The sequence below is a fragment of the Leeuwenhoekiella aestuarii genome, from assembly GCF_004104055.1.
Classification (GTDB): Bacteria; Bacteroidota; Bacteroidia; order Flavobacteriales; family Flavobacteriaceae; genus Leeuwenhoekiella; species Leeuwenhoekiella aestuarii.
The window spans coordinates 451064-478041 of sequence record NZ_QOVJ01000002.1; the positions used below are offsets into that span (position 1 = coordinate 451064).

Sequence of the window (26978 nt, forward strand, 5' to 3'; positions counted from 1 at the left end):
TCTTAGTCAGTATTAATTGAGGCTGGCTTTTTCGGTTTTACTGATTCCGCTCACATCTACTGAAGATTTTCCATTTTTATGGGATATTAGATAGGTAAACTTTGCACCCCATTCTATTTCAGAAAATTTATAGGAAGATCTAGAATAAACCGATTGAGAGAACGTTTCATCAAAGGCTTTAATAACAACTATGATTTCAGCATCCTTTCGGAATAAATCTGTTTGTGAAATCCCATAAAACGGACTGTCATCTGTTATAGGATGAACGATTGTCCAGGCTGCTGGTAACAGCACCACATTAGAGCGTTCTAGATCTAAAGTAAAGAAATCGCGTAATGGAGAACTATCTCGAAGCATAGACAAAGACACGCTGGCTTCAACTTCAAGCAATTGATTTCCGTGCGGATTAACAACTCTAAACATAAATCCATTAATATCACGGTAAGGAGCAATTACTGCAGTCTGACTGTACTTTAATTTTGCAGCCGGTTTAGAAAATCGCCCGTAAACCATCCCGGTTGCCAGTGCAAAACCCAGAAGTCCCATCATAGATTCGGTAGCAGCAACAATATTGGCTAAAATTCCAGTAGGAGCAACCTGACCATAACCCAAAGTTGTGATGGTTTGCGCGCTAAAAAAGAAGGCTTCTACAAATTGTTCTACAGGAGTTGTACCATATATACCAGTGAGATGTTCAATACCTATCAGCATATAAACTGAAGCAAAAATGAGATTGACACAGAAATAGGTTGCAAGAACAATTGCAAAAAACTTGATCCACTTCATAGAGACCAAAGCATGAAAGAAATTTATTTTCTCCCAAAATGCCACGTTTTCCTTTTTGATATTGAATGAACCGTCTTTGTTTAAAACCCTGTAGTGCCCAGCAGTCGCTTTTTCTCCCAAGCCAAAGTCGTTATATTCTTTTTGTTTAGAAGTTTTCGGTGTTGTGCTCATAATTTTCCGGCTCTTGCTAAACGAGCAAGTTAAAAACTATTTATGCGAAAATCCAGATTTAATTATTTGAGCCTTATCGCTTAAGTTAAATTAACGCAAAGACGTTAAACTGTATTAATTTAAATAATTAAAGCTTGTATCTCTTGTAATTTTATATATGAAATTTAATGGGGTTTATTATTGTTAAAAATAAATAGTCTTATTAAAAATGTTTAACTAACAATATATATTATGCAAACTACAATAGAAAAAGCAAGAGAAAAGTCTCACGAAGAAACTGTGACCAATCTTCAACATTTATTAGAGAAAAACTATGATGCTGAAAAAGGTTATAAAGAAGCTATGGTAAAAGCCAAAGATGTAAATCTGAAGGAATATTTAAAAAATAAATCTGCTTTACGCAATCGCTTTGCAACAGAGATTAGTGATGTTTTAGTAAACCTCAATGAAAAACCTAAAGAATCAGGAAGTGCTGCAGGAACTTTACACAGAACTTGGATGAATGTAAAAGAATCATTGAGTTCAGATAAGGATGAAGCAATTTTAGAAGAATGCATTCGTGGCGAGAAAGCAAGCGTTGAAGAATATCAAGAAGTTTTAGACAGTAAAAACTTTACTCCAGAAATTACTTCAATGATCACTAATCAAAAATTAGAGGTAGAAAAATCTCTAAATACGATTAAAAGACTTGAAGATCTTGCATAAAACCTTAAATATATAGAATGAAAAACCCACCTGATCAGGTGGGTTTTTTTATGGGCATGATTAATCTAAAAACATTGCTCTTCAATCCATATATATTTATCTACCACTTTAAAATCTATCACCGTTTGTTTGTAATCAATGTATCCATAAAAGTCTTTAAAATAAGTTTCTTTCAGAAGCCCATTAGGTAGTGAGCTAGTCTCGGTTTTCCATTCTTCGTATGCTGTAACGTTTTCTAAAACAGGTAAATTATCAGCTAGTTTTACCGTATCAATAAGGTAATATAACTCTCCTAATTTGTTTCGTTTAATGGTTTTATTTTTAACCGACTTAAGGACGAGTTGATGAAGTAGTGTTGAACCAATCACGGTGTCATGGAGTTTCTGAAATGCATAATTCTTCACTTGATATTGAAAGTGATTTTTGTTAGTAAGAACATATTTACAAGGTATATTGATACGTTCAGCGATATCAAATTCATTTTTTAATAAAATTATATCAGCCTTAATTTTATCCTGTTCCTTAAATTGTAGGTTATAATGCAAACTATCTTTTTCAGTAAGAATTGCCAGATACGAATTGTCTTTAGAATTAGTAAGCAGATATCTTTTTTGAGATATAGTTTCAGTTTTAAAAGGGCGATGCTTAATCTTAACAGAATCCTTATACAGGATATGGTTAGTCTCTAGCATATAATCAAAGTGATATGTTTTTTGGGAAAACAACCCAGAACCCGATAAGATAAAAAGCAGTAGTAATGTGATTCGCATAATTAATAATTTTCGGTTTCCATCTGGTTTATAGCCTCATTGACGGTTTTTACGGGCAATTTGCAAGCCTTTTCTTCACAAACATAAATATAGGTTTCTCCGGCTACAAAACGACTTTCAAAAAGTTCTTGATTTTGAGTTTTACTGCTTCCTACAAGAATTGTATTAGGTAAATGCATTGTATTGAATTCTGAAAGTAGAGTAGGCGTATCTTTGCCGACAACAGCTATCTCATAATACGGATAGGTCATATTGAGTTGAAGCGTAAACCATTGGGAATAATTTCCGGGAAAAGATGTGACCTTTTCGTGAATCGCCGTCAGCATTTTTTTAGATTCATTTAAATAACCCTCATTATAATAAAAGTGACCAAGCTTGAGAAGGTTTTGTGCCATTATCGAGTTTGCCGAAGGTTGAACCCCATCATTCGTGGTAATGATCTTAGATATCAATTTTTCACCAGAATTGAACTTATAAAACACAGATTCATTATCAGAAAATTTTTCTTTGGTCTGATTAAGAAATTTAGTGGCTTGATCCAGATATTTCAATTCAGTTGTTGCAGAATATAAATCAAAAGATGCTTTAGTCATAAAAACATAGTCATCTAAAAAGCCATCATCGGGCTTGCTGTTTTTTTTATAGGAATGCATCAGATTTTGAGTGATATAAGCATTCTTTAAAAGTGTGGTGTAAATTTTCTGAGCTTCGTTGAGGTATTTAGCATCACCAAGCGCTTCATATGCATCTACCAGTCCGGAAATCAATAATGCATTCCAAGATATAATGATCTTATCGTCTTTACGTGGCAGTTGTCTTTGATGACGCCACTGCTGCAAGTTGGTCTTCCATTGTATTTTTAGATTGATCAATTCAGCTTCAGAGATATTTTGATTTTCACAGAATTCTGAATTCGTTTCGGTTGCAAACAAATGATAGCTTTCAGATTCTACTACATTTGATTCAAAAATGTTATAATAAGCTTTAAATAGCTCAAATCGATCTGTTATTATAGCTTCTAATTCTTCAAGCTTCCATAAATAATAAGCACCTTCTTCACCATTTACATCCGCATCTAGTGCAGCTATATATGCACCGCTTTTTGATTTAAAAATGGTACTTAAAAATTTATAGGTCTCTTCAATACGCTCTTTATAAAGTGGCTTTTTGAAAACCTTATAGGCATTAGCATAAACACTTAAAAGTTGCGCATTATCATAAAGCATTTTCTCAAAATGTGGCAGTTGCCATTTTTCATCTATACTATATCTAAAAAAGCCACCATCTACGTGATCGTAAACTCCTCTTAAAGCAATATTATCTAGCGAAAGGTTTGTATATTCTTTTGCTTGCGCATCGTTACTTAATGTTACATAGTCTAACAAAAAGTTGAGATTAGCCGGAAGCATAAATTTCTGCTGTCCTTTTAAACCACCATACTTCAAGTCCCAATTTTCTTTTAAAGTATTAATAGTTTCATTCAATAATTTTTTTGAAAAGAAAACAGGTTCATTTTTGATACCTAAATCATTTTTTTCCTGGATACCAGCAGCCAGTCGATTTGCGAATTCAGTGGCTTTTTCTGGTTGTTCTTTATAGGTTTTAGATAGAGAGTTTAAGAGTTTAATCCAGTCTGCTTTTGTGTGGTAGGTACCGCCATAAAGAGGTCTTCCGTTAGGTAAAACGATTACATTAAGGGGCCAGCCTCCACTCCCTTGTATAAGTTGTACTGCCGTCATATAAACCTGATCTACATCAGGGCGCTCTTCACGATCAACTTTAATGTTGATAAAATTTTTATTCATTACCTGAGCAACATCTTCCTGCGAAAAAGTTTCTTCTTCCATAACATGACACCAGTGACAAGAAGAATAACCAATACTCACAATGACCAGTTTGTTTTTAGATTTAGCTTGCTCAAATGCGGCTTCACTCCATGGTTGCCAGTTTACGGGATTGTGCGCATGTTGAAGCAAATAAGGGCTGGTTTCATTTATAAGCGCATTAGTATGCTTAAAATCCGAAGTGGGTTCTTGACTAAAAGAAACTACAGGAACTAACAAGGTGTAAACCCAAATTAACTGGGTAACAAAATATAAAGCTGATTGCTTATACATAAGTATTTAGAATATTTTCAAAAATTCAATATTAAATCTCAATCTGCAAACAAAATGTTTTCTTTTAATCCTGGAATACAATGCATACATTCAAAAACTACCTGTTTATTTAAATATTTATGAATTCATATTAATTTCCTTAAGAGACATTTAGTACTGTTTTTAACCGAAACATTTGTTTAAGTAATAACTTGTAGTTGATAGTTTTTTCTTCTGAAATGCGATGTATTGCATATCTATTTTGAAGCAGTTCAATTAACTATCTTAAAACTACAATCTATTGCTCATGAAAAAGCTCGACAAAAACGTATCTCCCGAAAATGAAAAATTAACAGAAGATGAAGAACAGATTTTAAATCAGCTAGGACTTTTTGGGGATTCAAGAAGACGATTTCTAGGTAAAGTTTCTGCTGCAGGAGTCAGCGTTATGGCTTCATCTTATTTTACTTCAGAATTATTCGGAAACACTACAATTGCAGATTTGCCTAAAGCATTAAATGCTTTTTTAAACGAAGTCGAAGTAAATCTTCACGTTAATAACAAAGTAGAACCCCTAACTCTAGATTCTAGAACATCGTTACTAGATGCACTACGCGAACACTTAAATTTAACAGGAACAAAAAAGGGATGCGACCACGGTCAATGTGGAGCTTGTACTGTGATGATAGACGGTAAGCGTAAGCTTTCTTGCCTTACTCTCGCAGCTACTTGTAAAGACAAAGAGATCACTACAGTTGAAGGCCTTGCAGATCATTCTGAATTACACCCTATGCAACAAGCCTTCTTAAAACATGATGGTTTTCAATGTGGGTATTGTACGCCGGGACAGCTTTGTTCTTCTGTAGCTTTATTGGATGAAGCTAAGAATGGAGAGGCTAGTTATGTAACTAAAGATTTTACCAATGTCAAAAGCGATCTAGAACTTTCTGAGGAAGAAATCAGAGAGCGTATATCTGGTAATATTTGCCGTTGTGGAGCTTATAATAATATCGTGCAGGCTATAAAAGAAGTACAATCTGGTGTTGAAGAAAAACCAAAATGGAAGTTTGCTACTACAGAGCAAATGAATGAGGCGAGCAATTCTTGAATCTATTTTTCTTCATCCTGATTAATGTCTCTTGATTTTTCAAAAGACAGATCAAAAAAACAAATTATGAGACCATTTACATATACCCAACCGAAAACAATAGAAGAGGCTTTGACTGCTTCTGTAACTAATAGTGATTCAAAATATCTGGGAGGCGGAACAAACCTTGTTGATTTGATGAAAGAAGATGTCGAAAGACCTTCACAAATCATTGAAGTGGCAGATCTTGATTTTAATACAATAACATCTAACGATACTGGAGGTTTTACACTAGGCGCGATGCTTAGCAATTCAGAAACCGCAAATCATCCTGATATTCGAAAAAACTATCCGCTGCTGTCTATGGCCATGTTATCTGCTGCTACGGCGCAGATTCGTAATATGGCAACAAACGGCGGTAATTTATTACAGCGCACGCGTTGCCCTTACTTTTTTGAAGTATCAATGCCTTGTAACAAGCGAGAGCCGGGCAGTGGTTGTGGTGCATTAGAAGGGGCTAATTCAAAACATGCCATTTTTGGATGGAGCGAAAGCTGTGTAGCGACTCACCCTTCAGATATGTGTGTGGCGTTGGCAGCATTAGAAGCTACAGTAACCCTCCAAAAACCAGGAGGAACCTCCCGAACTATCGAGTTTACAGATTTCCATAGATTACCGGGAGATCAGCCTGAAAAAGATAATACGATGCTTCCGGGAGAAATTATCACTGCAATAGATTTACCAAGTCCTAAATTTCAATCCAACTACCATTACCTTAAGATAAGAGAACGCAGCAGTTATGCTTTTGCTTTGATCTCTGTTGCAGCAGGACTTCAAATTTCCGGAGGAAAAATCACAGATATTGGTCTTGCTATGGGTGGGGTTGCTCACAAACCTTGGAAACTAATTAAAGCTGAAGCGTTCTTAACCGGAAAAATGCCAACAAAGGCCAATTTTGAACAGGCGGCTGAACTCGCTCTAAGGGATGCAAAAACCCTTTCAGATAATGAGTATAAGGTTACAATGGGTAAAAAAGCGATTGTAAGAGCATTGGAGCAAGCGCTTGCAAAAACAGCTTAGTAGTTAACCACCACAAAATTTAAAGAAATGAATACAGATATATCAATAGGAACGGGAAACCCTATAGACCGTGTAGAAGGTCGGCTTAAGGTGATGGGGCTAGCCAAATACGCTTCAGAGTTTAATGTGAAGAATTTGGCTTATGCACAAGGCATAAACAGTACAATAGCTAAAGGAACAATTACAGCTATAGATACCAGCGAAGCCGAAAAACAAAAAGGAGTTATTAAAGTACTTACTTATAAGAATGCAGATAAACTGAAGCAATATGATGAAGAATTACCTGCCATTTCAACCTCAAGCATTCAGCCGGTATTGCAAAGTGCTGATGTGCATTATTACGGAGAATATGTAGGTCTCGTTATTGCAGAAACTTTTGAGCAGGCACAATATGCCGCAAGTTTAGTAAAATATACATACAGCGAAGAGAAGCCCGATATTGATTTTGACAGTTCTCGAGCTAAAGCTTACAGACCCACAGAAAAATCTGATTATTCGAGAGGAGATATATCACAGGGATTGGCAGAAGCAGATGTCACACTAGAACAGATATATAATACACCGATTGAACATCATCATCCGATGGAGCTTCACGCGATTATTGCTTCGTGGAATAATGGAAATGTAGAGGCTTATGCAAGTCAACAAATAATTGACGATGCAACCCTAACTATCGCAGATACTTTTCAGATCGAAAAGAAAAATGTACGTGTAATAGCACCTTTTGTAGGTGGGGGTTTTGGGTCAAAACTTCACGCAAAACAACATGTGATTTTGGGAGTCATGGCCTCTAAGCAATTAGGCAGGCCGGTACAAATGACCGTCACGCGAAATCAAATGTTTACCAATACTAACCTGAGACAGCGTAACGAACAAAAAATACAAGTGGGAGCTAAGTCAGACGGGAGCTTAACGGCCTTATCACACGATACTTTATCTCATACTTCAACATATGAAGAGTTTCAAGAATCTTGTGGTACAGTTACAAAGATGTTATATAAAACACCAAATAATAAAGTAAGACACCGTTTGATGCCTATGAATTTACAAACTCCGTTTGCTATGCGCGCGCCAGGAGAAGCAACCGGTAGTTTTGCATTAGAATCTGCTATGGATGAAATGGCGTGGAAATTAAAAATGGATCCTGTAGATTTTAGGGTTAAGAACGATACACAAGTTGATCCCAGCAGTGATAAACCTTTTTCTTCAAGATTACTCAATGAATGTCTTAAGATAGGAGCTAAAGAATTTGGGTGGGAAGACAGACCGCAAAAACCAGGAACTAAAGAAGAAGGAAACTGGCTTGTGGGTTATGGTGTAAGTGGAGCTTCAAGACGTGCTCCTTATCAGAAGACTTCTGCTAAAGTTATTTTAGAACTTAAGGATAGTGAGGTGTTTGCAACCATTCAAATGGATGCAACAGATATTGGTACGGGTAGTTATACCATTATCGCGCAGACTGCTTCAGAGTATTTAAATATTCCTGTAGCGCAGGTTGATGTAGAACTAGGCGATTCAGATTTTCCTAAAACTCTGGGTTCCGGCGGTTCTTGGGGTGCCGCTTCTTTTTCAAACGGAGCACGGGCAGCTTGTGAAAATGCTATTGCTTCTTTAGAAGAAAAATCTGGTTTAAAGATTGCTGATGCCGGTCTCGCTAAACTGATGCGATCCGGAAACCTCACTTCTTTTGAGGCTGAAGGAACGGCAGAACCTGATGAAGAGTTCAAGAATCATTCAGTATTTTCTTTTGGAGCCAATTTTACCGAAGTTTGGGTGGATAAAGACACCGGAGTATTTAGAATTAAAAGAATGCTCAATGTAGCTTCCTGCGGAAAAATTCTTAATCCTAAGACGGCTTTCGGTCAGATAATTGGTGGTTGTGTGATGGGGGCCGGTATGGTAATAGCAGAACAAACAAAAGTTGAACCTAATTACGGTAACTTCATCACCCGTTCTTTTGCAGATTATCATGTACCAGTAAATCTGGATATGGCAAATATTGATGTCATCTTTTTACCGGAAGAAGATAAGATCGCAAATAAAATGGGAATTAAAGGTGTTGGTGAACTCGGTATTACCAGTGTTGCAGCTTCTATTGCCAATGCGATATTCAACGCCACCGGTAAGCGCATGCGTGATTTACCAATTACGCCAGAAAAATTAATAGTAGCAGAAAAAGAACCCGGAGTTGCTTAAGCCGTCACTTTTGATATTTAACAAGGCATTAACTGAACCAGTTAATGCCTTTTTTGTGCGGCGACTTTTCAGTCTATTACTAGCTATTTTTAGAAGTAGCTTGGTTATTTTTGTCCCGTAGCGATTGTACTTCGCGTTTTCTTTTGAGGGCTAAAATTTCAGCAGTAACAGAAAGAGCGATCTCTTGTGGAGTAATTGCTCCTATATCAATCCCTGCCGGTCCGTAAATAGTGTCTAAGGTTTCTTCAAATAGTTCGGGTTTATAGTCTATAAGTTCGTTGAATAGTTTTTCACGCCTTTTTGAACTTCCTAAAACACCTATATAATTAGGTTTTTTATCTATTATGTTTACTAAAAAGTTGAGGTCTGTCGCATAGTTATGGTTCATAAGAACCACAGCAGATTCTTCATCAATGATAAGCGCAGCGGCTTCCTGAGGCGTTAAGTGTAGCACTTGATAGACTCCCGGAAAGTTAGCATCGGTTTTAGGATCTTTTGGAGACGCAATTATCGTGACTTGCCAGCCTAATTGTGATGCTGTAATCCCTAACTGAACTGCATCGTGTTCAGATCCAAACAAAAAAACCTGAAACAAAGGAGGCAATTCTTGCTTATAAACCAGACTACTTTCTGTATGGAATAGCTCAGCAGAAATAGAAGATAAACTGAGTTTCTCGCCATTACTTAAAATAACCTGAGTTCCCAAAGTTTGAGAGACATCTTCTATTGATCTTTTGTAAAACGATTCTAGTTTGAAGTAGGTTCGATTTTTAAACTCTTTATTTAATTCTTCAAAAAGCGTGTCATTAATAACTACAGGTTCAATTAAAATATAAATCACACCTTCACAGCCTAAGCGATATCTACCATCATAGGTCATCATTTTGGCTTTTTCGGTTTCAAAAACTTCTTGAGCCTGAAACAATACTTCTTTCTCAACACAGCCACCACTGACAGCGCCAGTCATGATACCACTTTCAGAAATAAGCATACGCACACCTGGTTTTCGGTATGAAGAGCCATCTAAATCAACCACGCTTGCCATCACACATTTTTGATGGTCTTTATAGTAGGTGAAAGCTGTATTAATGAGTTCTTTAAATTCGTGTGTCATTTGTAGTATTTACTCGATAATCGAGATTTATACACTTCTTGGTTTTCCTCTAATTTAAAAGCTATTTTCTTTATAGCTTAAAACTTGAAGTAAGTTAAATTTATTTTTTGCGATCTCCCGAAGCGTGTGGGTTTTTTACAAGATTTTATGATTTTGAGAATTTTTAAAGTCCGTTCTAAATCAATAGAATTTACCTTAATTTTAATAGAATTGGCCGCGTTTATCAGTAATTTTTCAGTTTAACGATATGAATACAAAATAAGCAAACTTATAAATGATTGATTTTTCTGAGTACCCGGCAATTGAATCGTATGGATTGATAGGAAACTGTAGGACCTGTGCATTAATTCAAAAAGAAGGAGCAATTGAGTTTATGAGCTTTCCTGAGTTTGATTCACATTCCGTTTTTGGATCAATTTTAGATCGAAATAAAGGAGGATATTTTGTTACACGACCAAAGGGGAATTTTACAAAGTGTTTTCAGGAATATGTATTAGACACCAGTGTGTTGACCACCCGTTTTTTATCAGAAAACTATACTGTTGAGTTTACAGATTTTATGCCTATTGGGATTGGGAAAGAAGTTCCCAATCAACTGATAAGGAAGATTGAAGTTATCCGCGGAAGCGTAAATTTTGATCTCGATATCAAGGTGCAACTCAACTATGGTAAAATTTCAACCGAAACTCAACTATTAGATAAACATACCCTAAGTTTTACAAATAAAAATTTTGACAAAGGACTCAAAGTTTCAGCCTCTGTGCCTTTGGAAAAGGGAGAAAGCATAAGCAACGAGTTTCAATTAAATGAAGGGGAGGAAGCATATTTTATCATTGAAAGTGATACTGAAGAAGAAAGCTATAGGTATGATAGTCATTTCAGAGAAGTTATAGCAAATAAGCTTGATGAAACGCTGCAATTCTGGAAGAACTGGATTAAAACCTGTACTTATAAAGGAGATTTTGCGCAGCATATGAAGCGTTCTGCAATCACATTAAAACTGCTCACAAGTTTTAAATATGGTGCAACTATTGCCGCACCCACATATTCTTTACCTGAAACTCTAGGTGGTGATAAGAATTGGGATTATCGTTACGTTTGGATTAGAGATGCGGCATTTACCATGTATGCTTTTATGAGATTAGGCTTTATAAATGAGGCATCAGATTTTATGAAGTGGGTTTATGAGCGTATAGATGCAGATATAAATGGAGATGTAGAATTACAGATTATGTACCGCATAGATGGCAGGCGCGACTTGGATGAAGAAGAGTTAGATCTTGATGGTTATAAAGGCTCAAAACCTGTACGTATCGGAAATGCGGCAACTGGTCAGTTGCAGTTAGATGTTTTTGGTGAATTAATGGATACGATTTATTTGTTTGACAAATACGGTCAGCAGGTGATGTATTCATTCTGGAAAAACGTTGAAAAACTTATTGATTTTGTTTGCGAAAACTGGGAGTCGCCAGATCATGGTATTTGGGAAGTACGAGAAGTGAAAAGGCATTACTTATATTCAAGATTGATGTGTTGGGTCGCTCTTGACCGCGCTATCCGGTTGGTTAGAAAGCGTTCATTACCCACAGACGTTACCAAATGGATAGAAAACCGAAATCTTATTTTTAAAGATATTTATGATAATTTTTGGGACGAAAAACTACAAAGCTATGTTCACTTTAAAGGAGCTAAAACCGTAGATTCTTCATTGCTGATGATGCCGTTAATGAAGTTTATAAGTCCGTATGACAAGCGCTGGTTAAAGACTCGCAAGGTAATTGAAGATCAGCTCATCATTGATGAGGTTTTGGTGTACCGAAACCTTCACGACAGCATCCCTGTAAAAAGTGAAGAGCGTGAAGGCGCTTTCACTATTGGTTCTTTCTGGTATCTCGAGTGCTTATCTCGTGGTGGAGAAGTAGAGAAAGCTTCCAGATACTTTCAGAAATTAATGAGTTATGGTAATCACTTAGACCTATTCTCAGAAGAATTAAGTCCATCAGGAGCCCAGTTGGGTAATTTTCCGCAGGGATTTTCTCACTTAGGATTAATTAGTACGTTATTTTCTATAGATCGACAAAAAGGCTCCAATTCCTTTATATTGAAAGATTGACTTTACAATAACTGACTTTTTACAGATTTAGTCAATTGGTATGCCTTCACTTCCGGAGTAAATTCTTCAGCAGTAGAAGGAAGCATAACCAACATTTTTGTAGAATTATTCCGTTGATCTTTATAATAAATTCTTAGTTTATAATTAACAGGATGGTCTTCATCATGATAATCCCCAGTTTTCAGATCAAAACCACCATCATTAGTATACGCCAAACTAATAATTTCGGTCTTTTTTACCTTTTGAAGGCTTTCAAGCTCTTGATTACTAAATTTATAACGTTTGAGTAATGTGTTTAAAGTCTTGAAAAAATGATTATCTCCGCTGAATAACATAGTTTTATTTTTTAGAATAATATAAAATTATCTCTAACTACATTAATGACCAATTTTAGTCTGGGAATTGGCTTAAGTTTAATAGGTAGCTTTAAAATTTAGTTAATGAGAAATTATAATTCCTCATTTATTTATTTTGATAATATTAAATTTGAACAATATGATACTAAATAGATCCATTCAATTTTTAGTCTTGAGTTCAGCAATGCTTTTTCTTGCTGGCTGCAAAAACGAAAATGTAAAAAATAGAGAAGTAAATTCTGTATTAGAAAAAGAGCCTATTGTAAAATTAATTGTCAAACAACCCGATAGTATTGAAACTCCAAAAGATATGGTTTGGGTTTCCGGTATCCATTTTACACAAGGTGCTCAGGCCGGAGACCAACTTGCATTACCTCGGGAGAAACCAGCTCATCCGGTTTCCGTAGATGGGTTTTTTATAGATAAAACCGAAGTAACAAACGCTCAGTTTAGAGAATTTGTAAAAGCTACAGGATATGTCACTACTGCAGAGCGACCTCTTGATTGGGAAGAAATGAAAAAAACCTTACCTGCCGGAACTCCAAAACCTGCAGATAGTATATTCAAACCCGGTTCTTTAATTTTTAATAGAAATGTAGCTAGCGTAACAGATCTGAACAATTATACGCAGTGGTGGGCATGGAAAATTGGAGCTAACTGGAAGCATCCGCAAGGCCCGGAAAGTACCATAAAAGGAAAAGATAATTACCCGGTAGTTCACATAACTTATGAAGATGCTTTAGCTTATTGTAAATGGGTAAATCGTCGATTACCTACAGAGGCAGAATGGGAAGCTGCCGCTCATGGTAAAATGTCCGGAGGAATATATACCTGGGGTAATGATGATTCGGATTTAAGTACCAAAGCAAATACTTGGCAAGGTACTTTTCCCACTAAAAATTCTGCTGAAGATGGGTATTCCTATGTAGCACCTGTTGCTACTTACGATCCCAATTCATTAGGTATCTTTGACATGTCTGGTAATGTATGGGAAATTACTCAAGATTGGTTCTCTGTTCGCTATTATAAGGATATTTTAGGTAATGAAGTAGTAAATCCTCAGGGACCTTTAGAATCTTACAATCCAGAAAACCTGTATCAGCCAGAAAAAGTAATTAAAGGAGGATCTTTTCTTTGTGACGATTCTTATTGTGCGAGTTATCGTATTTCTGCGCGTATGGGGCAAGCATTAGACTCTTCTACAGATCATAGTGGGTTTAGAACCGTGGCCGATGTAGCGATGCTTAATCCTTAATTCGTTTTAATTTTAAATTAATTCAGAGGATTTCGTATTATTGTTTTATAAATGTAAATCAGACACTTTTAAAACAGCCATAAACTCCATAAAATATGATATCTAAAATTTTCAGTTTTCACAAGTATTCACTTTTAGGTCTTTTTACAGTTTTAATGATTTTCAATTCCTGTAAAAAAGAAACAGATAAAGAGGTTATTATTGAAGAAGCGCTTGCCCAAAATAAGGTAGAAGAAATGCCGTACAACAATCCTATAGTAGGGCAGCGAGCAGACCCGTGGGTTTATAAAGATACTGATGGTACCTACTATTTTATTGCTACAGCTCCTGAATATGATCGTATTGAAATTAGAAAAGCTAATACTATTAATGGATTAGGAACAGCTGAACCTCACGTTATCTGGACCAAACATGAAACCGGAAATATGGGGCATCATATTTGGGCTCCCGAGTTGCATAAAATAGATGGTAAATGGTATGTGTATTTTGCTGCCGGCGAAGTTGAAGATGTTTGGAAAATACGCATGTTTGCACTTTCTACAGATGCTCAGGACCCTACAGAAGGTGATTGGGTAGAAGAAGGTCAAATTGCTACAGAGCATGATTCTTTCTCACTTGATGCGACGTCTTTTGAACATAATGGAAAGCGTTATTTAATTTGGGCACAAAATATAACCGAAGGAACATCACTGGTAATGTCTGAGATGGAAACACCTACAAAACTGAAGGGGCCAGAAATCATTATTACCAATCCAGAATTTGATTGGGAGCGTATAGGATATATAGTAAATGAAGGTCCGGCAGTTCTTAAGCGCAATGGTAAAATATTTGTCACGTATTCTGCAAGTGCAACAGATTCTAACTATGCAGTTGGCTTATTGTGGGCTGATGAAGATGCAGATTTGATGAATGAAGAATCTTGGAACAAGTCTAAAGAACCGGTTTTTTATACTAATGCTGAAGTGAGACGTTTTGGACCCGGACATAATTCTTTTACAAAATCTGAAGATGATCAAGAAGATGTTATGATTTATCACGCCCGTGTTTACGAGCAAATACGAGGCAATTCGCTATACGATTTCAACAGACATACTCGTGCACGAATTATTGGCTGGGACGAAAATGGTTTTCCTGATTTTAGACAGGATGCTCGTGATTAATAATGTACTTAAAATAAAAAAGCTCGTGTAATTATCTACACGAGCTTTTTTATTTTAAATATATGCTGCTTACATAGCTTTATTAAAGAAAATAGCATTCATAAATAGTTTTGTAGTACCATACCAGAATGCTCTAAAATTGGTATTATCTGTAAATAGAATTACATTACCACTACCATTAGACTGCTGCACAAATGGTCTGGTCCCTTTAATAGCTTCATAATTTATATCGCTTATATAACCACTTACTAAAGGTTCATCAGTATATGTTATAGGATTTTTATAGCTGGTTTCATCAGTCTCTATGAAGAGTGTTGTATCTCTAAAAAGATTAATTTCTGAAGAGTCATATCCAAAAGCAATAGGGTGGGAGCGATCTATTTTTGCTTTAAAAACAGCACCACCTATAACCTGAGCTCCATTGAAATCTCTGCGTTGCTCAAAAGTAACATCAGTCGCAGGATTTTCGGTTTCCACGGTTGTGAAGTCAATTAATCCCTGACGTTTCATCCAGCGAGCAGCATTTTTAAAACCAATGAAGTTTCCACCATTGCGAACCCATTCACTAATTTTATCAGCGCTAGACTCGTCTATACCACCACCCCAGCCACTTGTAGGCATTATGAGTGTTGTGTATTTAGATAGATCAGTTCTGCTTAAACTTCTAGTATCTAATTTTGTGATGCTGATGTTGAAACGGGTATCTAAAAGATGCCAGATTTCTCCTGCGTCCGTTGCGTTAATTCCATCGCCAACTAAAAGTGCTATTTTTTGAGGCTCTAATGCGATGAATTTTCGGCTTCCTAGATCAATTCCTTTCGTTAAGCCGGTTTTTACAGGATCTATGGCAAGATGAGCATCTTTAGCTACTTTATCTAAAAATTGATTTAATTCTTCAGCATTTATTTTTTGATTCTGTACAGGAATCATTACCGTACCATAATCATACCTAACTCCTCCTGAAGTAAAAGGTTGTATCCCAACTTTAGCACGTAAACCTGCATTTAAAATATCGTTTAATGCCTGTGGAGCGTAATAACCTCCCCACGGAAGTAAATAAGCATAATCACTTTTGGATAGCGTTAAAGGTGTTGGAAGCGACACGCTATCTATTTTAGAACTAGCCAAACTTGAGGGTGCATTCTCACTAAAATCAAGATTGAATGCCAGCGGAAAACTCCAGGCAGAAATGTCATAAAAAAGACTATCTTCAAAAGTTGTACGTTTTTCAAACATGCCTTTAAGAAGTCTGCTGTGTTTTTGATTTTTAGGCACCACATAGCTACTATTCTTGTAAAATTTTAAATTTTTTGATTCATAATCTTTATCAGATTCATAAACTGAAATTTGATGACGCTGTAGTAACTGCGCTAAGTGAGCTGCACGAGCAGGATCATTCTTACTGCCAAAAATATAAGCATCACCACCTGCATCTGATCTCGAGTTAGCATAGAAATCGCGTTGATAATTGAGAAGTTTAGTACGCATGGCTTGTGCTGCTTCAAGGGTTGAAAGAAAAGCAGTAAATTGATTTCTTATGGTAAAAGGAAATGTAAGCAATCCGTTGTCTGTTTCTTGTATATGCCCACGTGAACTTGCTTGTTCAAAAAGAATACCTATACCACCATTAATGTCTGGAAAAGTTGAACCCTTTCCGTAGTAAAAATCATCGTAATCTTCTTCGGTATAATAAAACGAACCAATTTTATCGAATGCCGCTGCATGATATTTCCCAATTTCTGCAGTTAACTCTTGATTAAGCTTAGGAGTCAAAGGATGTGTACGACTTTGAATTCCCGGTTGAAAGAAAAACGAAGAATTGCTGCCCATCTCGTGATGATCTGTTAAAATGTTAGGATGCCAAGCGTGATAGGTTTTAATACGTGCCTGAGATTCTGGTAATTCTGCCGGAAGCCAGTCCCGGTTAAGATCAAACCAATAATGATTATAGCGTCCACCCGGCCATACTTCGCGATATTCTCTATCTTGTGGATCTGAAGTAAGGCTTTGATTTTTATTAGTATTTGCCCAGTAGGAGAAACGTTGTAAACCATCAGGGTTAAAAGAAGGATCAAATAAAATCACAACATTTTTTAACATCGAATCAATTGCGGGACCCTCTGCAGCAGCCAAATAATAGATAGCTAATAAACCTGCGTTAGAGCCGCTGGCTTCATTACCGTGAATACTCATCCCTTGATAGGTTATAATAGGCATAGATTCTGTATCTAAGCTCTCAGAACCACTCTCAGCAAGCGCTGCGTGTTGCTTTTTGATTTCAGCAATATTTTTATGGTTTTCGGGCGATGTAACTGTTAATAGTAATATGGGTCTGCCTTCAAATGTTCTTCCGCGGTTTTCAATAGTAATGCGAGGAGAAGCTGCAGCCATTTTTTTCATATAACTCACCAACAAGTCATGGCTTACATGCCACTCACCAGGAACATAGCCTAAAAGCTGTTGTGGCGTTGGAATTTTGGGATTGTAACTTACATTATCCGGTAAATAATAGTCTAGTGTAGGGTGCGATACTTGTGCATAGGTAGAAGGAATGAACAGGAGTAGAAAAACTCTAAGTAGCGTTTGCTTCATATTTTATAAAATGGTTTATTGGCACGGCCAAAGGTTCTAATACAATGCTCTAAGGCTTGCCGCTATTTTGAAAATTTGTTCCTAACACATGCTTCGGGGGCGAGCCCGCGAGGCATGTGTTAGAAACGATTTTAAAGATATCAATTTTAAAACTAAACCATTTTTCCATTTATACTAAAAGCTTAAAAAACGTAACTATTATAGCATAATTTATTGTTCGAAATTTTGAATGCTTTAAATTGAAGCATAAAAAAAGCCGCAAATACTGCGGCTTTAAAATCTAAGTTGTCAATTTTTTAAATATCGTCAAAACTTACATCTGTAAATGCTTTTGCAGATTTTGTTTCAAAAACAGGCTCTTTGTCCTCTTCTTTAACATAATCGCTCTGGTGACGCTCGCTAATTACTTCTTCTCCTTTTTCATTAAGGATGTAGCTGGTCATTTCATTTAAAATTTCAGAGAAACCATCAAAATCTTCTTTATAAAGATAAATTTTGTGTTTCTTGTAGTGAAAGGAACCATCGTCATTTGTGAATTTTTTACTCTCGGTAATGGTTAGGTAATAATCTCCTGCACGCGTAGATCGTACATCAAAAAAATAGGTGCGACGCCCTGCTCTTAACACTTTCGAGAATATCTCATCATTCCCCTTCATTTCATTATTGCTCATAATCTTGGTTTAATTAATACGCTTTATTCTGTCAAAAATGGAAAAAAATTAGTTGGTGTACAAAATTTTATTCCATTTCTTTTTCATCAAGTTGTTTGCGGTAAAGTTCTTGATAATAACCCGGTTGTTTTACCAAATCTTCATGATTACCTTGCTGAATGATCTCTCCTTCTTCAAGAATGATAATTTTATCGGCATTTTTAGCTGATGAAATACGGTGACTTACAAGAATTGTAGTCTTATCGGCAGAGATGTTTTTCAGATTTGATAGAATTTCTTCTTCGGTTTCCGTATCTACTGCAGAAAGACTGTCATCAAATAAAAGAATCTGTGGATCTTTAATTATGGCACGAGCGATAGAAACACGCTGTTTCTGCCCACCACTTAAGGTAATCCCCCGTTCTCCTAGAATTGTATCATAGCCCTTAGAAAAATCAACTATATTTTTATGTACAACAGCATTTTTAGCTGCTGCTATAACTTCTTCATCAGAAGCATCTTTTTTACCAAATTTGATATTCTCTTTAATACTATCGCTAAACAAAAAAGCTTCTTGTGGAACATAACCTATAGCGGTTCTCAAGTCTTTTAGATTGAGTTTTTCGATAGGAGTTCTATCTATGCTTATCGTTCCATGTGTAGTGTCGTATAGGCGACCTATCAACTCTAAGATAGTAGATTTACCAGAACCGGTTTTGCCGATAATGGCTAAAGTTTCTCCTTTATTTACTTCAAAAGAAATGTCTTTTAAGGCTGTAATATTGGTGTCTTCGTACGTAAATGTAACCTTGTCAAAACGAATACTTCCGTTGATAGGTGTGTGTTCTTTTGTATGATTTACGATATCTGGTTTCTCATTGAGAAACTCATTAATACGCTTTTGTGAAGCTTCGGCTTGTTGTACTAATGAAGTGATCCATCCTACAGAAGCCACAGGCCAGGTTAACATATTTACATAAATAAGAAACTCTACAATAACGCCTAGATCAGGGATGCTTCCATCTATATATTTTTTACCACCTATATAGATTACCAATAGGTTACTTACGCCAATTAAAGCAATCATTAAAGGGAAGAAGAAGGCCTGAACTTTTACTAAATCTAGGTTTTTGTCCTTATTAGTTTCGCTTAGCTCTTCAAAATTCTTATAAGTTTGCGGTTCTATTCCATAGGCTTTAATCACCCCGATACCACTAAAGGATTCTTGAGTAAAAGTGCTCAAATGCGATAAATATTGTTGAACAACCGTACTTCGTTTATGAATCATTCGGCTGAGCTGATAAATAGCAACCGATAAGATAGGTAACGGGATCAGTACATACAACGTAAGTTCTGGCGCGCTGTAATACATATAGGGTATCACTGTTGCAAAAAGTATCACAGTAGTAACGCCATACATAATAGCAGGGCCTAGATACATACGCACTTTACTCACGTCTTCACTTATACGATTCATCAAGTCACCGGTACGATTTTTCTTGTAAAAATTGAGGGAAAGATTTTGATACTGCTCGTAGACTTCATTTTTGAGATCTGCTTCCATATAGCGGGAAACAACAATAAACATTTGCCGCATAAGAAACGTAAAAAATGCTGAAAGTAGGGCAGCTCCCAAAAGCATCAAAAGCGTAACAAGTAGTTGGTGTTTCAAGGCACTCAATTCACCACCGTTATTCAAATAATCTTCTACATACTTAATCATATCGCCAGAAAATTTAGGCGTAAGTATGGCAAATATGCGGGCTATCAAAACAATAAAAAAGCCCAAAATGAGCTTCCATTTGTATTTTTTAAAATACTTATTGAGATGTTGAAGTTCTTTCATAAATCGTAGTTCTTCGGGGAGGCTCATAACCTAAGGTTTTGACCATAAGTCTTTTTTAAATAGAGCCGGGCAAAGATACGTGTTTAGACTGTAAAACGCGTACAGAGTTTTTTGAGATAAAAAAGTAATTAGGGTGGTTAGAACCCTAATAAAATGTATTTTTGCGACGTTTTTGAACTTTTCGGTATACTACCGTTCAGCTCTAAGTTATGATAATCTCAAACAACCTAAGTTCTTTAAAATTATGCTTAACAGAAGGCACATTCGCATCAAAGTAATGCAAGCACTTTACGCTTTAAGTCAGTCAGAACAACCTGATTTGCTTAAAGAAGAAAAATTCTTGAACGCGAGTACCGCTCAGATGTACGATCTCTATCTGGTATTGATAGATCTGGTTGTTGAAATTCACGCGCATGCAAAGGATATGATGGAGCGTTCTCAGCTTAAAATGCTGGCTACAGAATCTGAAAAAAACCCCAATCTTAAATTCATTAATAACGAAGTTTTAGTCAAACTTTCTGAGAACGAATTGCTTCAGAAAGAACTAAAGAAAGCAAAGCTTAATAACTGGAGGCTTGATAATGAGTACGTTGTTTTAATTTATAACGAACTTATGAAGAGCGACTTTTATGAATCTTATATGTCTGATACTATATCAGATTTTAAAAGAGACCGCGATTTTGTTATCGATTTCTTTAGCGAATTCGTAGCTCCTAACGACAAACTTTACGATTATCTAGAGGATTATCGTATTACTTGGGTAGATGATCTACCTGTTGTAAATACAACGATTGTTAAGCGCCTTGGGAAGATTAAGCCTAATTCTCCAGAAAGTACACTTATTCCTAAATTATATAAAGACGAAGAAGATCGTCAATATGCAAAAGACCTTTTATTGCGTACCGCTCGCAATAATGAAGAATACGAGGCAGAGATTTTAGGAAATACACCTAACTGGGATCAGGACCGTATAGCTGCTTTAGACAAGATATTGATCAAGATGGCACTTTGCGAATTCTTAAGATTTCCATCAATTCCTATTAAAGTGACAATTAATGAATATTTAGAATTATCTAAAGAATATTCAACACCTAAGAGTAGCATTTTTGTGAATGGTGTCTTAGATCGTCTGGTTAAAAAATATAAGAAGGAAAGCAGGCTAAACAAAGCAGGTAGGGGCTTGATTGAGTAATAAATAAAATTGTATTTTTGAATTCCTAAAAAATAAAACTATTATGAAAAAAGCATTTCTTGCAGTTGGTCTAGTGGCTGCATTAGCGTTTACAAGTTGTAAAGACAACGCATCAGACAAAGTAAAAGGAGAAAATGTAGAAATGGCAGCAACTCGTGATGCAGATGCTACTGTTTTTCCTTCGATGGAATTTGAAGAAAGTGCATATGATTTTGGAAATATCGCACGTGGTACAGCTGTAGAGCATGTATTTAAATTTAAAAATACCGGTAAGGCACCTTTAGTGATTGTTGATGCAACAAGTACTTGTGGGTGTACCGTACCAAGTTATCCTAAAGAGCCTATCCAACCAGGTGAGACAGGAGAACTTTTGGTAAAATATAACGGTAGTGGTTTAAATTCGGTAACTAAAGTTGTTACTGTAAAATCTAATACTGAAAAAGGATCTGAAACTGTAAAAATCACCGCTTTTGTACAGCCTACTGAAGGTCCTGCTGCAACAAACGGCTAAGCAACTATAAATGGAACAATTAACAAGCTTTTTACCCATTCTTTTAATGATCGCTGTTGTGTATCTTTTTATGATACGCCCACAAATGAAACGTCAAAAGGATGAAAAGAAATTTGCTGAAGAATTAAAAAGAGGAGATCGTGTAATAACTAAAAGCGGGCTTCACGGAAAAATTTTAGACTTGAATGACACTACTGTAATCCTAGAATCAGGTGCCGGTAAATTAAAATTTGAGCGTTCTGCATTGTCTTTAGAACTAACAAAAAAATTAAATGAGCCTGCAAAGGTGGAGAAGAAGAAATAAGCTTCTTTTTTAGATCAAATAAAAAAACTCCCGAAGTACTACACTTCGGGAGTTTTTTATTTATAACATAGTTTAAACTATAAAAACCCTGCCTTTATAATAAAAGCAGGGTTTTTGCATTCACAAAAGAAACTTAATTGTTATGATACTATAAATAGACTTGCTATTGCTACAGCCTCATCACCAGTTAAAATCTCGTCATATGCTTGAGTAGAAGCATCAACAGTAAATGGAGATCCAGAACCAAGAGTTGTAACATCTAAACCACCTTGCATAATATTCGCTTCGGTAGTAGCTCCGTCGTATACAACTTGTGTAGCTTCTGGCATGCCAGCTCCTCTTTGGTTTCCTGTAATCCATCCCTCAAGACCACGAAGTCTTCTTACTTCTGATGCATGTCTAGCTTCAACTGAATGTATTTGTAAAGCGGCAGTTAGAACACCCGGATTTCCCATTAGGTTTCCAGCCTGACCTTTATAAGCACGTACTCCAGTATCTTCAAATGCTTGAGCTAGCGCTAATAATTGTGCATAAGCTGTTGCTTGCCCAGCACCATTATCATTGAATGGATCAAAAGCACCATCAACTGTAAAATCAAAAGTAGGTTTTGCCACTGGTGTAGCGCCTGCACCTTCTATTGCAGCAGTTAAGAAATCAACATGCTGTGATTCGTGCTTTGAGATTTGCATGTATATAGCTTCTGCTTTAGCGTTTCCTGAAAGAACACCAGAATCTAGAGCCATAGCATAAAATTCATCTTCAAGATATTCTAACGTAAGAGCTAGATTTAAAACATCAACAACACTAGAGCTAGATTGAGCCATAGCTTTGTTAGACATTGTAGCCAATCCAAATGGTACAGCAGCGATTGCAGCCTTTTTTGTCAAGCTTCCTAATTGACCAAACATTGCACGTCTGGATGTGTTAGGTTCTTGTAATTTATCAGTAGTAAATTCGTCTAAAAATTTTATTAAATTCATTTCGGTATTTTTTTAATGGTTAGTAATTACGCTTGTGGGTTTTTGTATGTAAATGGAGTTACAAAGAACCCTCCTGCTTTAGAAATAACATCTGCAGGTGATTCAGCCAAGTCAAGACCGTTATCATCTATGATATCGTCTCCGGCAAATGCAGTGTAATCTGCACTACCATTAATTATTGTTCTTATAGCTGCAGCGTGACGTGCTTCTACAGACACAATTTTACCAGCTAAAGTAAGATAAGCAGCAGTCTGGATATATTGACCAGCGCCATTGTATGCACTAACTCCTGTATCTTCTAATATCCTAGCAGTAGTTAATACTGAATCTCTGTTGCCAAAATCTACAGAGCTAAAATCAAATTCTAGATCAGCGGTAAGTTGTTGCTCCATAGGAACATTCGCGCCAATAGCGGCTTTAAAGAATTCACGGTGATTTACTTCGTGATTGTATAAATCTAATAAGATTGCTTTTTCATCAGCAGAGGCACTGGCGTAAAAAGAACCGTTCACTACATTAGTATAAAAAGCGGCTTCTAGTTGTTCTAGAGCATAAGCATAATTTAAAACACCTACGTCACCAGTACCTAAATCAAAAGTACCGCCTAACATATTTCCGTTATCATCGTCATCACTACATGATGCTAACAATAAACCTGAACCTGCTATAGCAAGACCACTTACTTTTAAAAAGTTTCTGCGGTTTCTACCTACAGTTTGAGTTGTTACCTCAATTGATTTTTTCTTTTTCATAATTTGAGTTTCTTTGGTTATTAATACTTATTGAAACTTACGTGGAAAAAGAGTGGTCGGTTTTTGAGCTACTGTCTTTTAACAAGGATTTGGGAAAATCCGGGTCAAAACCGAGTGATTTTAAGAATTATTATCAAAAAGAATTACCTCACTATAAAGATAATTTTGTGTATTACGGTGAAAAATTAAGCTTTAAAATTGCTTTTTTCGCAGTCTATAAGTGGTGAAAACGCGAATTGTTTAATATTAACCTAAATAAAATGAATTAATAGTAATTAGAAGTTGATTCTGAAATTTTATTGAAGCTTGTTAATTACATTCAAAATCGAAGTCGATGATTTTGTAAGAGTAATTTTTTTTGTAGTTAAAATGCCACCATTCTGTACGAATAGTCTCAAAGCCAAAGCGTATCATTCCCTCCTGAAGTAATTTTCTATTAGCCAAAACATCTTTTGGGAGCGTCCTATTATCTATATGTGCTTCTTTGCCAAAAAAGTCGTGATCAGTACCCATATCAACCGGAGTACCGTCTAATTTTTCAAGACTTATATCTACTGCTGCACCACGATTGTGAACGGAGCCCGAAGTATATGGATTTGCAACATATTGTGGATTTGGGTAAACAGCCCACATTTTTTTCTGAGCACTCACCGGTCTGTAGCAGTCAAAAAGCACGATACGATACCCTTTTTCACAGAAGTAGTGATTGGCTTCTTTTAAGGCTTCGGCAACTTCTGGTCTTAAATAACAAGCGGCACAATCGTAGAAAGCTTCTTTTAAGAAGTTATTATCGCTAGCATATCTAATATCATAGGTGAATCCATCTTTTAGAGTATCTAATTTAACTAAAGGTTTTTCGGTTTGTTGAGCTGAAACAAAGCCAGAAACTAAAATTAATATCGAAACTATAAATGCTTTCATAATTAGCTTGCTTTATGCTTTTCCTTTTAAGTAACGTTTATCCATCCAGAATGTTCCAAAAGGAATGATAGAGCAAACCAAAACAATAAGCAATGTCTTAAAATTCAAGTTCAATTCTGACTTTACTAAAATAGCTAGTACTACATAGGTTAAAAATAAAAGTCCGTGCGCCATACCAATTACCTGATTGGGACCATGATTATCAAAACCATATTTTAAAGGCATAGTAACAAACAATATAAGAAGTAACGAGATTCCTTCTAAAATACTGATGATCTGGAAAGCTTTGATCATTTAAACTAAATTGAATATTGCGGCTCCATAAATTGCAAAGCGCACAAAACGCAACAAGCCGAAAAGTAAATAATTAATAAATGGATATTTAATCATTCCTGCAGCCATACTGCTGACAGCAAAAGGAACTGGCAGAATAGCTCCTACAACGATCAAAAAACCGCCCCATTTTCGGGCATTTTTAAGGTGCTTTGCCATCTTAACTTCAAGGTATTCGTGTACAGCATTAATTCTGGTTGATGCTCTACCCATAAAATAACTTATAATACCACCAGTATAAGATAATACAGCAATTAAAGAAAGATACAATATAGGGTCTGGCATCTTATCACTCCAAGCAATAAAGATCTCTGGTGGAATAAGCCCGAGAATACTTTCAGAAATAAAAAAGACTGTAAGAACCCAAAAAGGAGGGAAAGTATCTGTCATTTTAATCAACAGATCGTTAATGTCAATAACAAAATAGTGAACACAAAGAAGCGCTATTACAAATAACACAATAGGAGTAAGTGCTTTCTTGAGACTGCCGCCTAAAAAAGAATAAAATCCTGTGAATTTATAATATTGATGTAAAAGTCTGATCCTAGACTTTTTTTTAGTTTTGGTGTTCTGACTCATTTATTTTTTTGCAAATATAACGTATGGTTAATGCGCTAACAAAATTGCGGTGCTAATATTGTTATAAAACTTCATATTTATGAAAACTTTAATTTAGCCAATCGTGTTAAAACTTCAATTACCCTTATTTTTAGGATATGGAGAAATTTAAAAATAAAGTTGCCTTAATAACAGGGGGAACAAAAGGAATTGGTAGAGGAGTTGCAGAAGCTCTTCTAGAATTAGGAATGAATGTAGCTATAACCAGCCGTACAATTACTGCTGCAGAAAAAGCTGCTGAAGAGCTAAATAAAAATGGTAAGGGAAAGGCACTAGGTGTAAAAGCAGATGTGCGTTCTATGGAAAGTCAAATCCAAGCCGTAGATGCTGTTATTGCAGAGTTTGGTCAAATTGATGTTCTAGTAGCAAATGCCGGTTTAGGGCATTTTGCGAGTATTGAAGATATGACAGTTGATCAGTGGCAAGAAACTATAGATACCAATTTGACAGGTGTTTTTTATAGTGTAAAAGCTTCTTTAAATGCTTTGAAACAATCTAAGGGATACATTTTTACTATATCAAGTCTTGCAGGAACTAATTTCTTTGCAAATGGATCTGCTTATAATGCGAGTAAGTTTGGTTTAACCGGTTTTTCTCAGGCAATTATGTTAGACTTACGACAAGATGATATTAAAGTCTCTACTATAATGCCGGGTTCTGTAGCTACGCATTTTAATGGTAATGAACCTACCAATAAAGATGATTGGAAAATTCAGAGTGAAGATATAGGGGAATTAGTTGTAGATTTATTAAAAATGAATCCACGTACGTTACCAAGTAAAATAGAAGTGAGACCTTCTAAGCCACCAAAGAAATAAGTTTATCATTAGAGCAAAACAAAAAAACACCTGCTTGTAGCAGGTGTTTTTTTGTTTTTTAAAGCTATATACAATTAATGCTCTTCAGCATATTCTTGTAGCGATTCAACATAAGCTCTTAAGTCAAGACGGTTAGTCTTGTTTTCAGGTTCTGCAACTAGGTTAAGTAAATAAAGTAAACTTTCAGCAGGAACAAATGTGGTTTCTTCTTCCTCTTCAAGTAAATCTTCATATCCTTCAATAGGCTCTTCCTCAGGAATAGGAATATCAAAAGTCTGGTACGCTTCTATATGTTCAAATACCAATCTGATGGTTTTTGCTAATAAAGGACGCTTTTCTTCAACCGCAAACGGTCTTAGGTTTTGCAAATCTTCTACAACAGTATTTGTAATGATACCGTTTTGCTCAACTTCATCAATGAGCTTATTTATAAGTTTTATCGCTTTTGGATTCTTCAAAATGATCTGTTTTATTTTGACACAAAGGTAACAGATTAGGTATTTTCTAATGTTGTGCTTTGCTTATTTTTTTCAATTTTATGTAGGGATAATTAAAGTTTTTATCACCCTTTT

Annotated in this window: 25 protein-coding genes; 11 read left to right on the plus strand and 14 right to left on the minus strand. The window is 35.9% G+C overall.

Features of this window, described 5'->3' with window-relative positions:
* Nucleotides 1-12: 12 nt before the first annotated feature.
* On the minus strand, nt 13-957 hold the full coding sequence (locus DSM03_RS07935) for an ion channel (RefSeq protein ID WP_128760970.1): 945 nt from the start codon (nt 955-957) through the stop codon (nt 13-15).
* 231 nt (nt 958-1188) lie between these two features.
* On the opposite strand from DSM03_RS07935, the gene DSM03_RS07940 reads away from it, so the two are divergent.
* The gene (locus tag DSM03_RS07940; RefSeq protein WP_128760969.1) at nt 1189-1662 is read left to right on the plus strand and encodes a ferritin-like domain-containing protein; all 474 of its coding nucleotides are present in this window, start codon (nt 1189-1191) and stop codon (nt 1660-1662) included.
* A 65-nt stretch (nt 1663-1727) separates the two neighbouring features.
* On the opposite strand, the gene DSM03_RS07945 is transcribed toward DSM03_RS07940, so the two are convergent.
* Nucleotides 1728-2432, minus strand: coding sequence for a hypothetical protein (locus DSM03_RS07945; RefSeq protein WP_128760968.1), 705 nt, complete (start codon nt 2430-2432; stop codon nt 1728-1730).
* 2 nt (nt 2433-2434) lie between these two features.
* Nucleotides 2435-4549, minus strand: coding sequence for a thioredoxin domain-containing protein (locus DSM03_RS07950; protein WP_128760967.1), 2115 nt, complete (start codon nt 4547-4549; stop codon nt 2435-2437).
* A 286-nt stretch (nt 4550-4835) separates the two neighbouring features.
* On the opposite strand from DSM03_RS07950, the gene DSM03_RS07955 reads away from it, so the two are divergent.
* From DSM03_RS07955 to DSM03_RS07965, 3 genes are all read left to right on the plus strand, one after another.
* Nucleotides 4836-5636: a 2Fe-2S iron-sulfur cluster-binding protein gene (locus DSM03_RS07955; protein ID WP_128760966.1), complete on the plus strand. Its 801-nt coding sequence runs from the start codon at nt 4836-4838 to the stop codon at nt 5634-5636.
* A gap of 66 nt (nt 5637-5702) precedes the next feature.
* Nucleotides 5703-6695, plus strand: coding sequence for an FAD binding domain-containing protein (locus DSM03_RS07960; protein WP_128760965.1), 993 nt, complete (start codon nt 5703-5705; stop codon nt 6693-6695).
* Nucleotides 6696-6722: 27 nt separating this feature from the next.
* Complete coding sequence (locus tag DSM03_RS07965) at nt 6723-8891, plus strand: xanthine dehydrogenase family protein molybdopterin-binding subunit (protein ID WP_128760964.1); 2169 nt, start codon at nt 6723-6725, stop codon at nt 8889-8891.
* A 79-nt stretch (nt 8892-8970) separates the two neighbouring features.
* Here DSM03_RS07965 and DSM03_RS07970 read toward each other — a convergent pair whose 3' ends face one another.
* Nucleotides 8971-10005, minus strand: a complete 1035-nt coding sequence (locus tag DSM03_RS07970; RefSeq protein WP_128760963.1) for an XdhC family protein — start codon at nt 10003-10005, stop codon at nt 8971-8973.
* 274 nt (nt 10006-10279) lie between these two features.
* Here DSM03_RS07970 and DSM03_RS07975 point away from each other — a divergent pair, with 274 nt between their 5' ends.
* Nucleotides 10280-12118 carry a glycoside hydrolase family 15 protein gene (locus tag DSM03_RS07975; RefSeq protein WP_128760962.1) on the plus strand — a complete coding sequence of 613 codons (1839 nt, stop codon included), beginning with the start codon at nt 10280-10282 and terminating at the stop codon, nt 12116-12118.
* 2 nt (nt 12119-12120) lie between these two features.
* On the opposite strand, the gene DSM03_RS07980 is transcribed toward DSM03_RS07975, so the two are convergent.
* A complete protein-coding gene (locus tag DSM03_RS07980) occupies nt 12121-12453 on the minus strand; it encodes a hypothetical protein (RefSeq protein ID WP_128760961.1) in 333 nt (110 codons plus the stop codon).
* Nucleotides 12454-12613: 160 nt separating this feature from the next.
* Here DSM03_RS07980 and DSM03_RS07985 point away from each other — a divergent pair, with 160 nt between their 5' ends.
* Both DSM03_RS07985 and DSM03_RS07990 read left to right on the plus strand, forming a co-directional pair.
* On the plus strand, nt 12614-13729 hold the full coding sequence (locus DSM03_RS07985; RefSeq protein WP_128760960.1) for a formylglycine-generating enzyme family protein: 1116 nt from the start codon (nt 12614-12616) through the stop codon (nt 13727-13729).
* A gap of 95 nt (nt 13730-13824) precedes the next feature.
* Complete coding sequence (locus DSM03_RS07990) at nt 13825-14889, plus strand: glycoside hydrolase family 43 protein (protein ID WP_128760959.1); 1065 nt, start codon at nt 13825-13827, stop codon at nt 14887-14889.
* 69 nt (nt 14890-14958) lie between these two features.
* Here the strand turns inward: DSM03_RS07990 and DSM03_RS07995 are convergent, their stop codons facing one another.
* The 3 genes from DSM03_RS07995 to DSM03_RS08005 form a co-directional block, all read right to left on the minus strand.
* Entirely contained in the window at nt 14959-17481 is a 2523-nt protein-coding gene (locus DSM03_RS07995) for a M14 family zinc carboxypeptidase (protein ID WP_128760958.1), read from the minus strand.
* Nucleotides 17482-17777: 296 nt separating this feature from the next.
* Complete coding sequence (locus DSM03_RS08000) at nt 17778-18152, minus strand: PUR family DNA/RNA-binding protein (RefSeq protein ID WP_128760957.1); 375 nt, start codon at nt 18150-18152, stop codon at nt 17778-17780.
* Nucleotides 18153-18219: 67 nt separating this feature from the next.
* Nucleotides 18220-19977: an ABC transporter ATP-binding protein gene (locus tag DSM03_RS08005; RefSeq protein WP_128761316.1), complete on the minus strand. Its 1758-nt coding sequence runs from the start codon at nt 19975-19977 to the stop codon at nt 18220-18222.
* Nucleotides 19978-20221: 244 nt separating this feature from the next.
* Here DSM03_RS08005 and nusB point away from each other — a divergent pair, with 244 nt between their 5' ends.
* The 3 genes from nusB to yajC are packed head-to-tail and all read left to right on the plus strand — an operon-like array spanning nt 20222 to nt 21984.
* Nucleotides 20222-21169, plus strand: coding sequence for a transcription antitermination factor NusB (nusB, locus tag DSM03_RS08010; protein ID WP_201740422.1), 948 nt, complete (start codon nt 20222-20224; stop codon nt 21167-21169).
* A gap of 43 nt (nt 21170-21212) precedes the next feature.
* Nucleotides 21213-21680 (plus strand): DUF1573 domain-containing protein, encoded by a 468-nt coding sequence (locus tag DSM03_RS08015; RefSeq protein WP_128760956.1) that lies wholly within the window; start codon nt 21213-21215, stop codon nt 21678-21680.
* 10 nt (nt 21681-21690) lie between these two features.
* Nucleotides 21691-21984 carry a preprotein translocase subunit YajC gene (yajC, locus tag DSM03_RS08020; RefSeq protein WP_073097317.1) on the plus strand — a complete coding sequence of 98 codons (294 nt, stop codon included), beginning with the start codon at nt 21691-21693 and terminating at the stop codon, nt 21982-21984.
* 140 nt (nt 21985-22124) lie between these two features.
* Here yajC and DSM03_RS08025 read toward each other — a convergent pair whose 3' ends face one another.
* The 5 genes from DSM03_RS08025 to DSM03_RS08045 form a co-directional block, all read right to left on the minus strand.
* Nucleotides 22125-22964, minus strand: coding sequence for a ferritin-like domain-containing protein (locus tag DSM03_RS08025; RefSeq protein WP_128760955.1), 840 nt, complete (start codon nt 22962-22964; stop codon nt 22125-22127).
* 26 nt (nt 22965-22990) lie between these two features.
* Nucleotides 22991-23716, minus strand: coding sequence for a ferritin-like domain-containing protein (locus DSM03_RS08030; RefSeq protein ID WP_128760954.1), 726 nt, complete (start codon nt 23714-23716; stop codon nt 22991-22993).
* A 309-nt stretch (nt 23717-24025) separates the two neighbouring features.
* Nucleotides 24026-24637, minus strand: a complete 612-nt coding sequence (locus DSM03_RS08035) for a M15 family metallopeptidase (protein WP_128760953.1) — start codon at nt 24635-24637, stop codon at nt 24026-24028.
* Between the two features lie 12 nt (nt 24638-24649).
* On the minus strand, nt 24650-24931 hold the full coding sequence (locus DSM03_RS08040) for a DUF3817 domain-containing protein (protein ID WP_128760952.1): 282 nt from the start codon (nt 24929-24931) through the stop codon (nt 24650-24652).
* Nucleotides 24932-25549 (minus strand): YqaA family protein, encoded by a 618-nt coding sequence (locus DSM03_RS08045; RefSeq protein ID WP_128760951.1) that lies wholly within the window; start codon nt 25547-25549, stop codon nt 24932-24934.
* 137 nt (nt 25550-25686) lie between these two features.
* On the opposite strand from DSM03_RS08045, the gene DSM03_RS08050 reads away from it, so the two are divergent.
* A complete protein-coding gene (locus DSM03_RS08050; protein ID WP_128760950.1) occupies nt 25687-26406 on the plus strand; it encodes an SDR family oxidoreductase in 720 nt (239 codons plus the stop codon).
* 74 nt (nt 26407-26480) lie between these two features.
* Here the strand turns inward: DSM03_RS08050 and DSM03_RS08055 are convergent, their stop codons facing one another.
* Nucleotides 26481-26864 carry a hypothetical protein gene (locus tag DSM03_RS08055; protein WP_128760949.1) on the minus strand — a complete coding sequence of 128 codons (384 nt, stop codon included), beginning with the start codon at nt 26862-26864 and terminating at the stop codon, nt 26481-26483.
* Nucleotides 26865-26978 lie beyond the last annotated feature (114 nt).

Bases quoted from the DNA above. Each gene is read 5' to 3' on its own strand.
- nusB (WP_201740422.1), top strand. From the start codon at position 20,222: ATGCTTAACAGAAGGCACATTCGCATCAAAGTAATGCAAGCACTTTAC.
- DSM03_RS07980 (WP_128760961.1), bottom strand. From the start codon at position 12,453: ATGTTATTCAGCGGAGATAATCATTTTTTCAAGACTTTAAACACATTA.
- DSM03_RS08005 (WP_128761316.1), bottom strand. From the start codon at position 19,977: ATGAAAGAACTTCAACATCTCAATAAGTATTTTAAAAAATACAAATGG.
- DSM03_RS07945 (WP_128760968.1), bottom strand. From the start codon at position 2,432: ATGCGAATCACATTACTACTGCTTTTTATCTTATCGGGTTCTGGGTTG.
- DSM03_RS08035 (WP_128760953.1), bottom strand. From the start codon at position 24,637: ATGAAAGCATTTATAGTTTCGATATTAATTTTAGTTTCTGGCTTTGTT.
- DSM03_RS07970 (WP_128760963.1), bottom strand. From the start codon at position 10,005: ATGACACACGAATTTAAAGAACTCATTAATACAGCTTTCACCTACTAT.
- DSM03_RS08030 (WP_128760954.1), bottom strand. From the start codon at position 23,716: ATGAAAAAGAAAAAATCAATTGAGGTAACAACTCAAACTGTAGGTAGA.
- yajC (WP_073097317.1), top strand. From the start codon at position 21,691: ATGGAACAATTAACAAGCTTTTTACCCATTCTTTTAATGATCGCTGTT.
- DSM03_RS08000 (WP_128760957.1), bottom strand. From the start codon at position 18,152: ATGAGCAATAATGAAATGAAGGGGAATGATGAGATATTCTCGAAAGTG.
- DSM03_RS07975 (WP_128760962.1), top strand. From the start codon at position 10,280: ATGATTGATTTTTCTGAGTACCCGGCAATTGAATCGTATGGATTGATA.
- DSM03_RS07960 (WP_128760965.1), top strand. From the start codon at position 5,703: ATGAGACCATTTACATATACCCAACCGAAAACAATAGAAGAGGCTTTG.
- DSM03_RS08050 (WP_128760950.1), top strand. From the start codon at position 25,687: ATGGAGAAATTTAAAAATAAAGTTGCCTTAATAACAGGGGGAACAAAA.
- DSM03_RS07935 (WP_128760970.1), bottom strand. From the start codon at position 957: ATGAGCACAACACCGAAAACTTCTAAACAAAAAGAATATAACGACTTT.
- DSM03_RS07950 (WP_128760967.1), bottom strand. From the start codon at position 4,549: ATGTATAAGCAATCAGCTTTATATTTTGTTACCCAGTTAATTTGGGTT.
- DSM03_RS08025 (WP_128760955.1), bottom strand. From the start codon at position 22,964: ATGAATTTAATAAAATTTTTAGACGAATTTACTACTGATAAATTACAA.
- DSM03_RS07955 (WP_128760966.1), top strand. From the start codon at position 4,836: ATGAAAAAGCTCGACAAAAACGTATCTCCCGAAAATGAAAAATTAACA.
- DSM03_RS07995 (WP_128760958.1), bottom strand. From the start codon at position 17,481: ATGAAGCAAACGCTACTTAGAGTTTTTCTACTCCTGTTCATTCCTTCT.
- DSM03_RS07985 (WP_128760960.1), top strand. From the start codon at position 12,614: ATGATACTAAATAGATCCATTCAATTTTTAGTCTTGAGTTCAGCAATG.
- DSM03_RS08045 (WP_128760951.1), bottom strand. From the start codon at position 25,549: ATGAGTCAGAACACCAAAACTAAAAAAAAGTCTAGGATCAGACTTTTA.
- DSM03_RS07940 (WP_128760969.1), top strand. From the start codon at position 1,189: ATGCAAACTACAATAGAAAAAGCAAGAGAAAAGTCTCACGAAGAAACT.
- DSM03_RS07965 (WP_128760964.1), top strand. From the start codon at position 6,723: ATGAATACAGATATATCAATAGGAACGGGAAACCCTATAGACCGTGTA.
- DSM03_RS07990 (WP_128760959.1), top strand. From the start codon at position 13,825: ATGATATCTAAAATTTTCAGTTTTCACAAGTATTCACTTTTAGGTCTT.
- DSM03_RS08040 (WP_128760952.1), bottom strand. From the start codon at position 24,931: ATGATCAAAGCTTTCCAGATCATCAGTATTTTAGAAGGAATCTCGTTA.
- DSM03_RS08015 (WP_128760956.1), top strand. From the start codon at position 21,213: ATGAAAAAAGCATTTCTTGCAGTTGGTCTAGTGGCTGCATTAGCGTTT.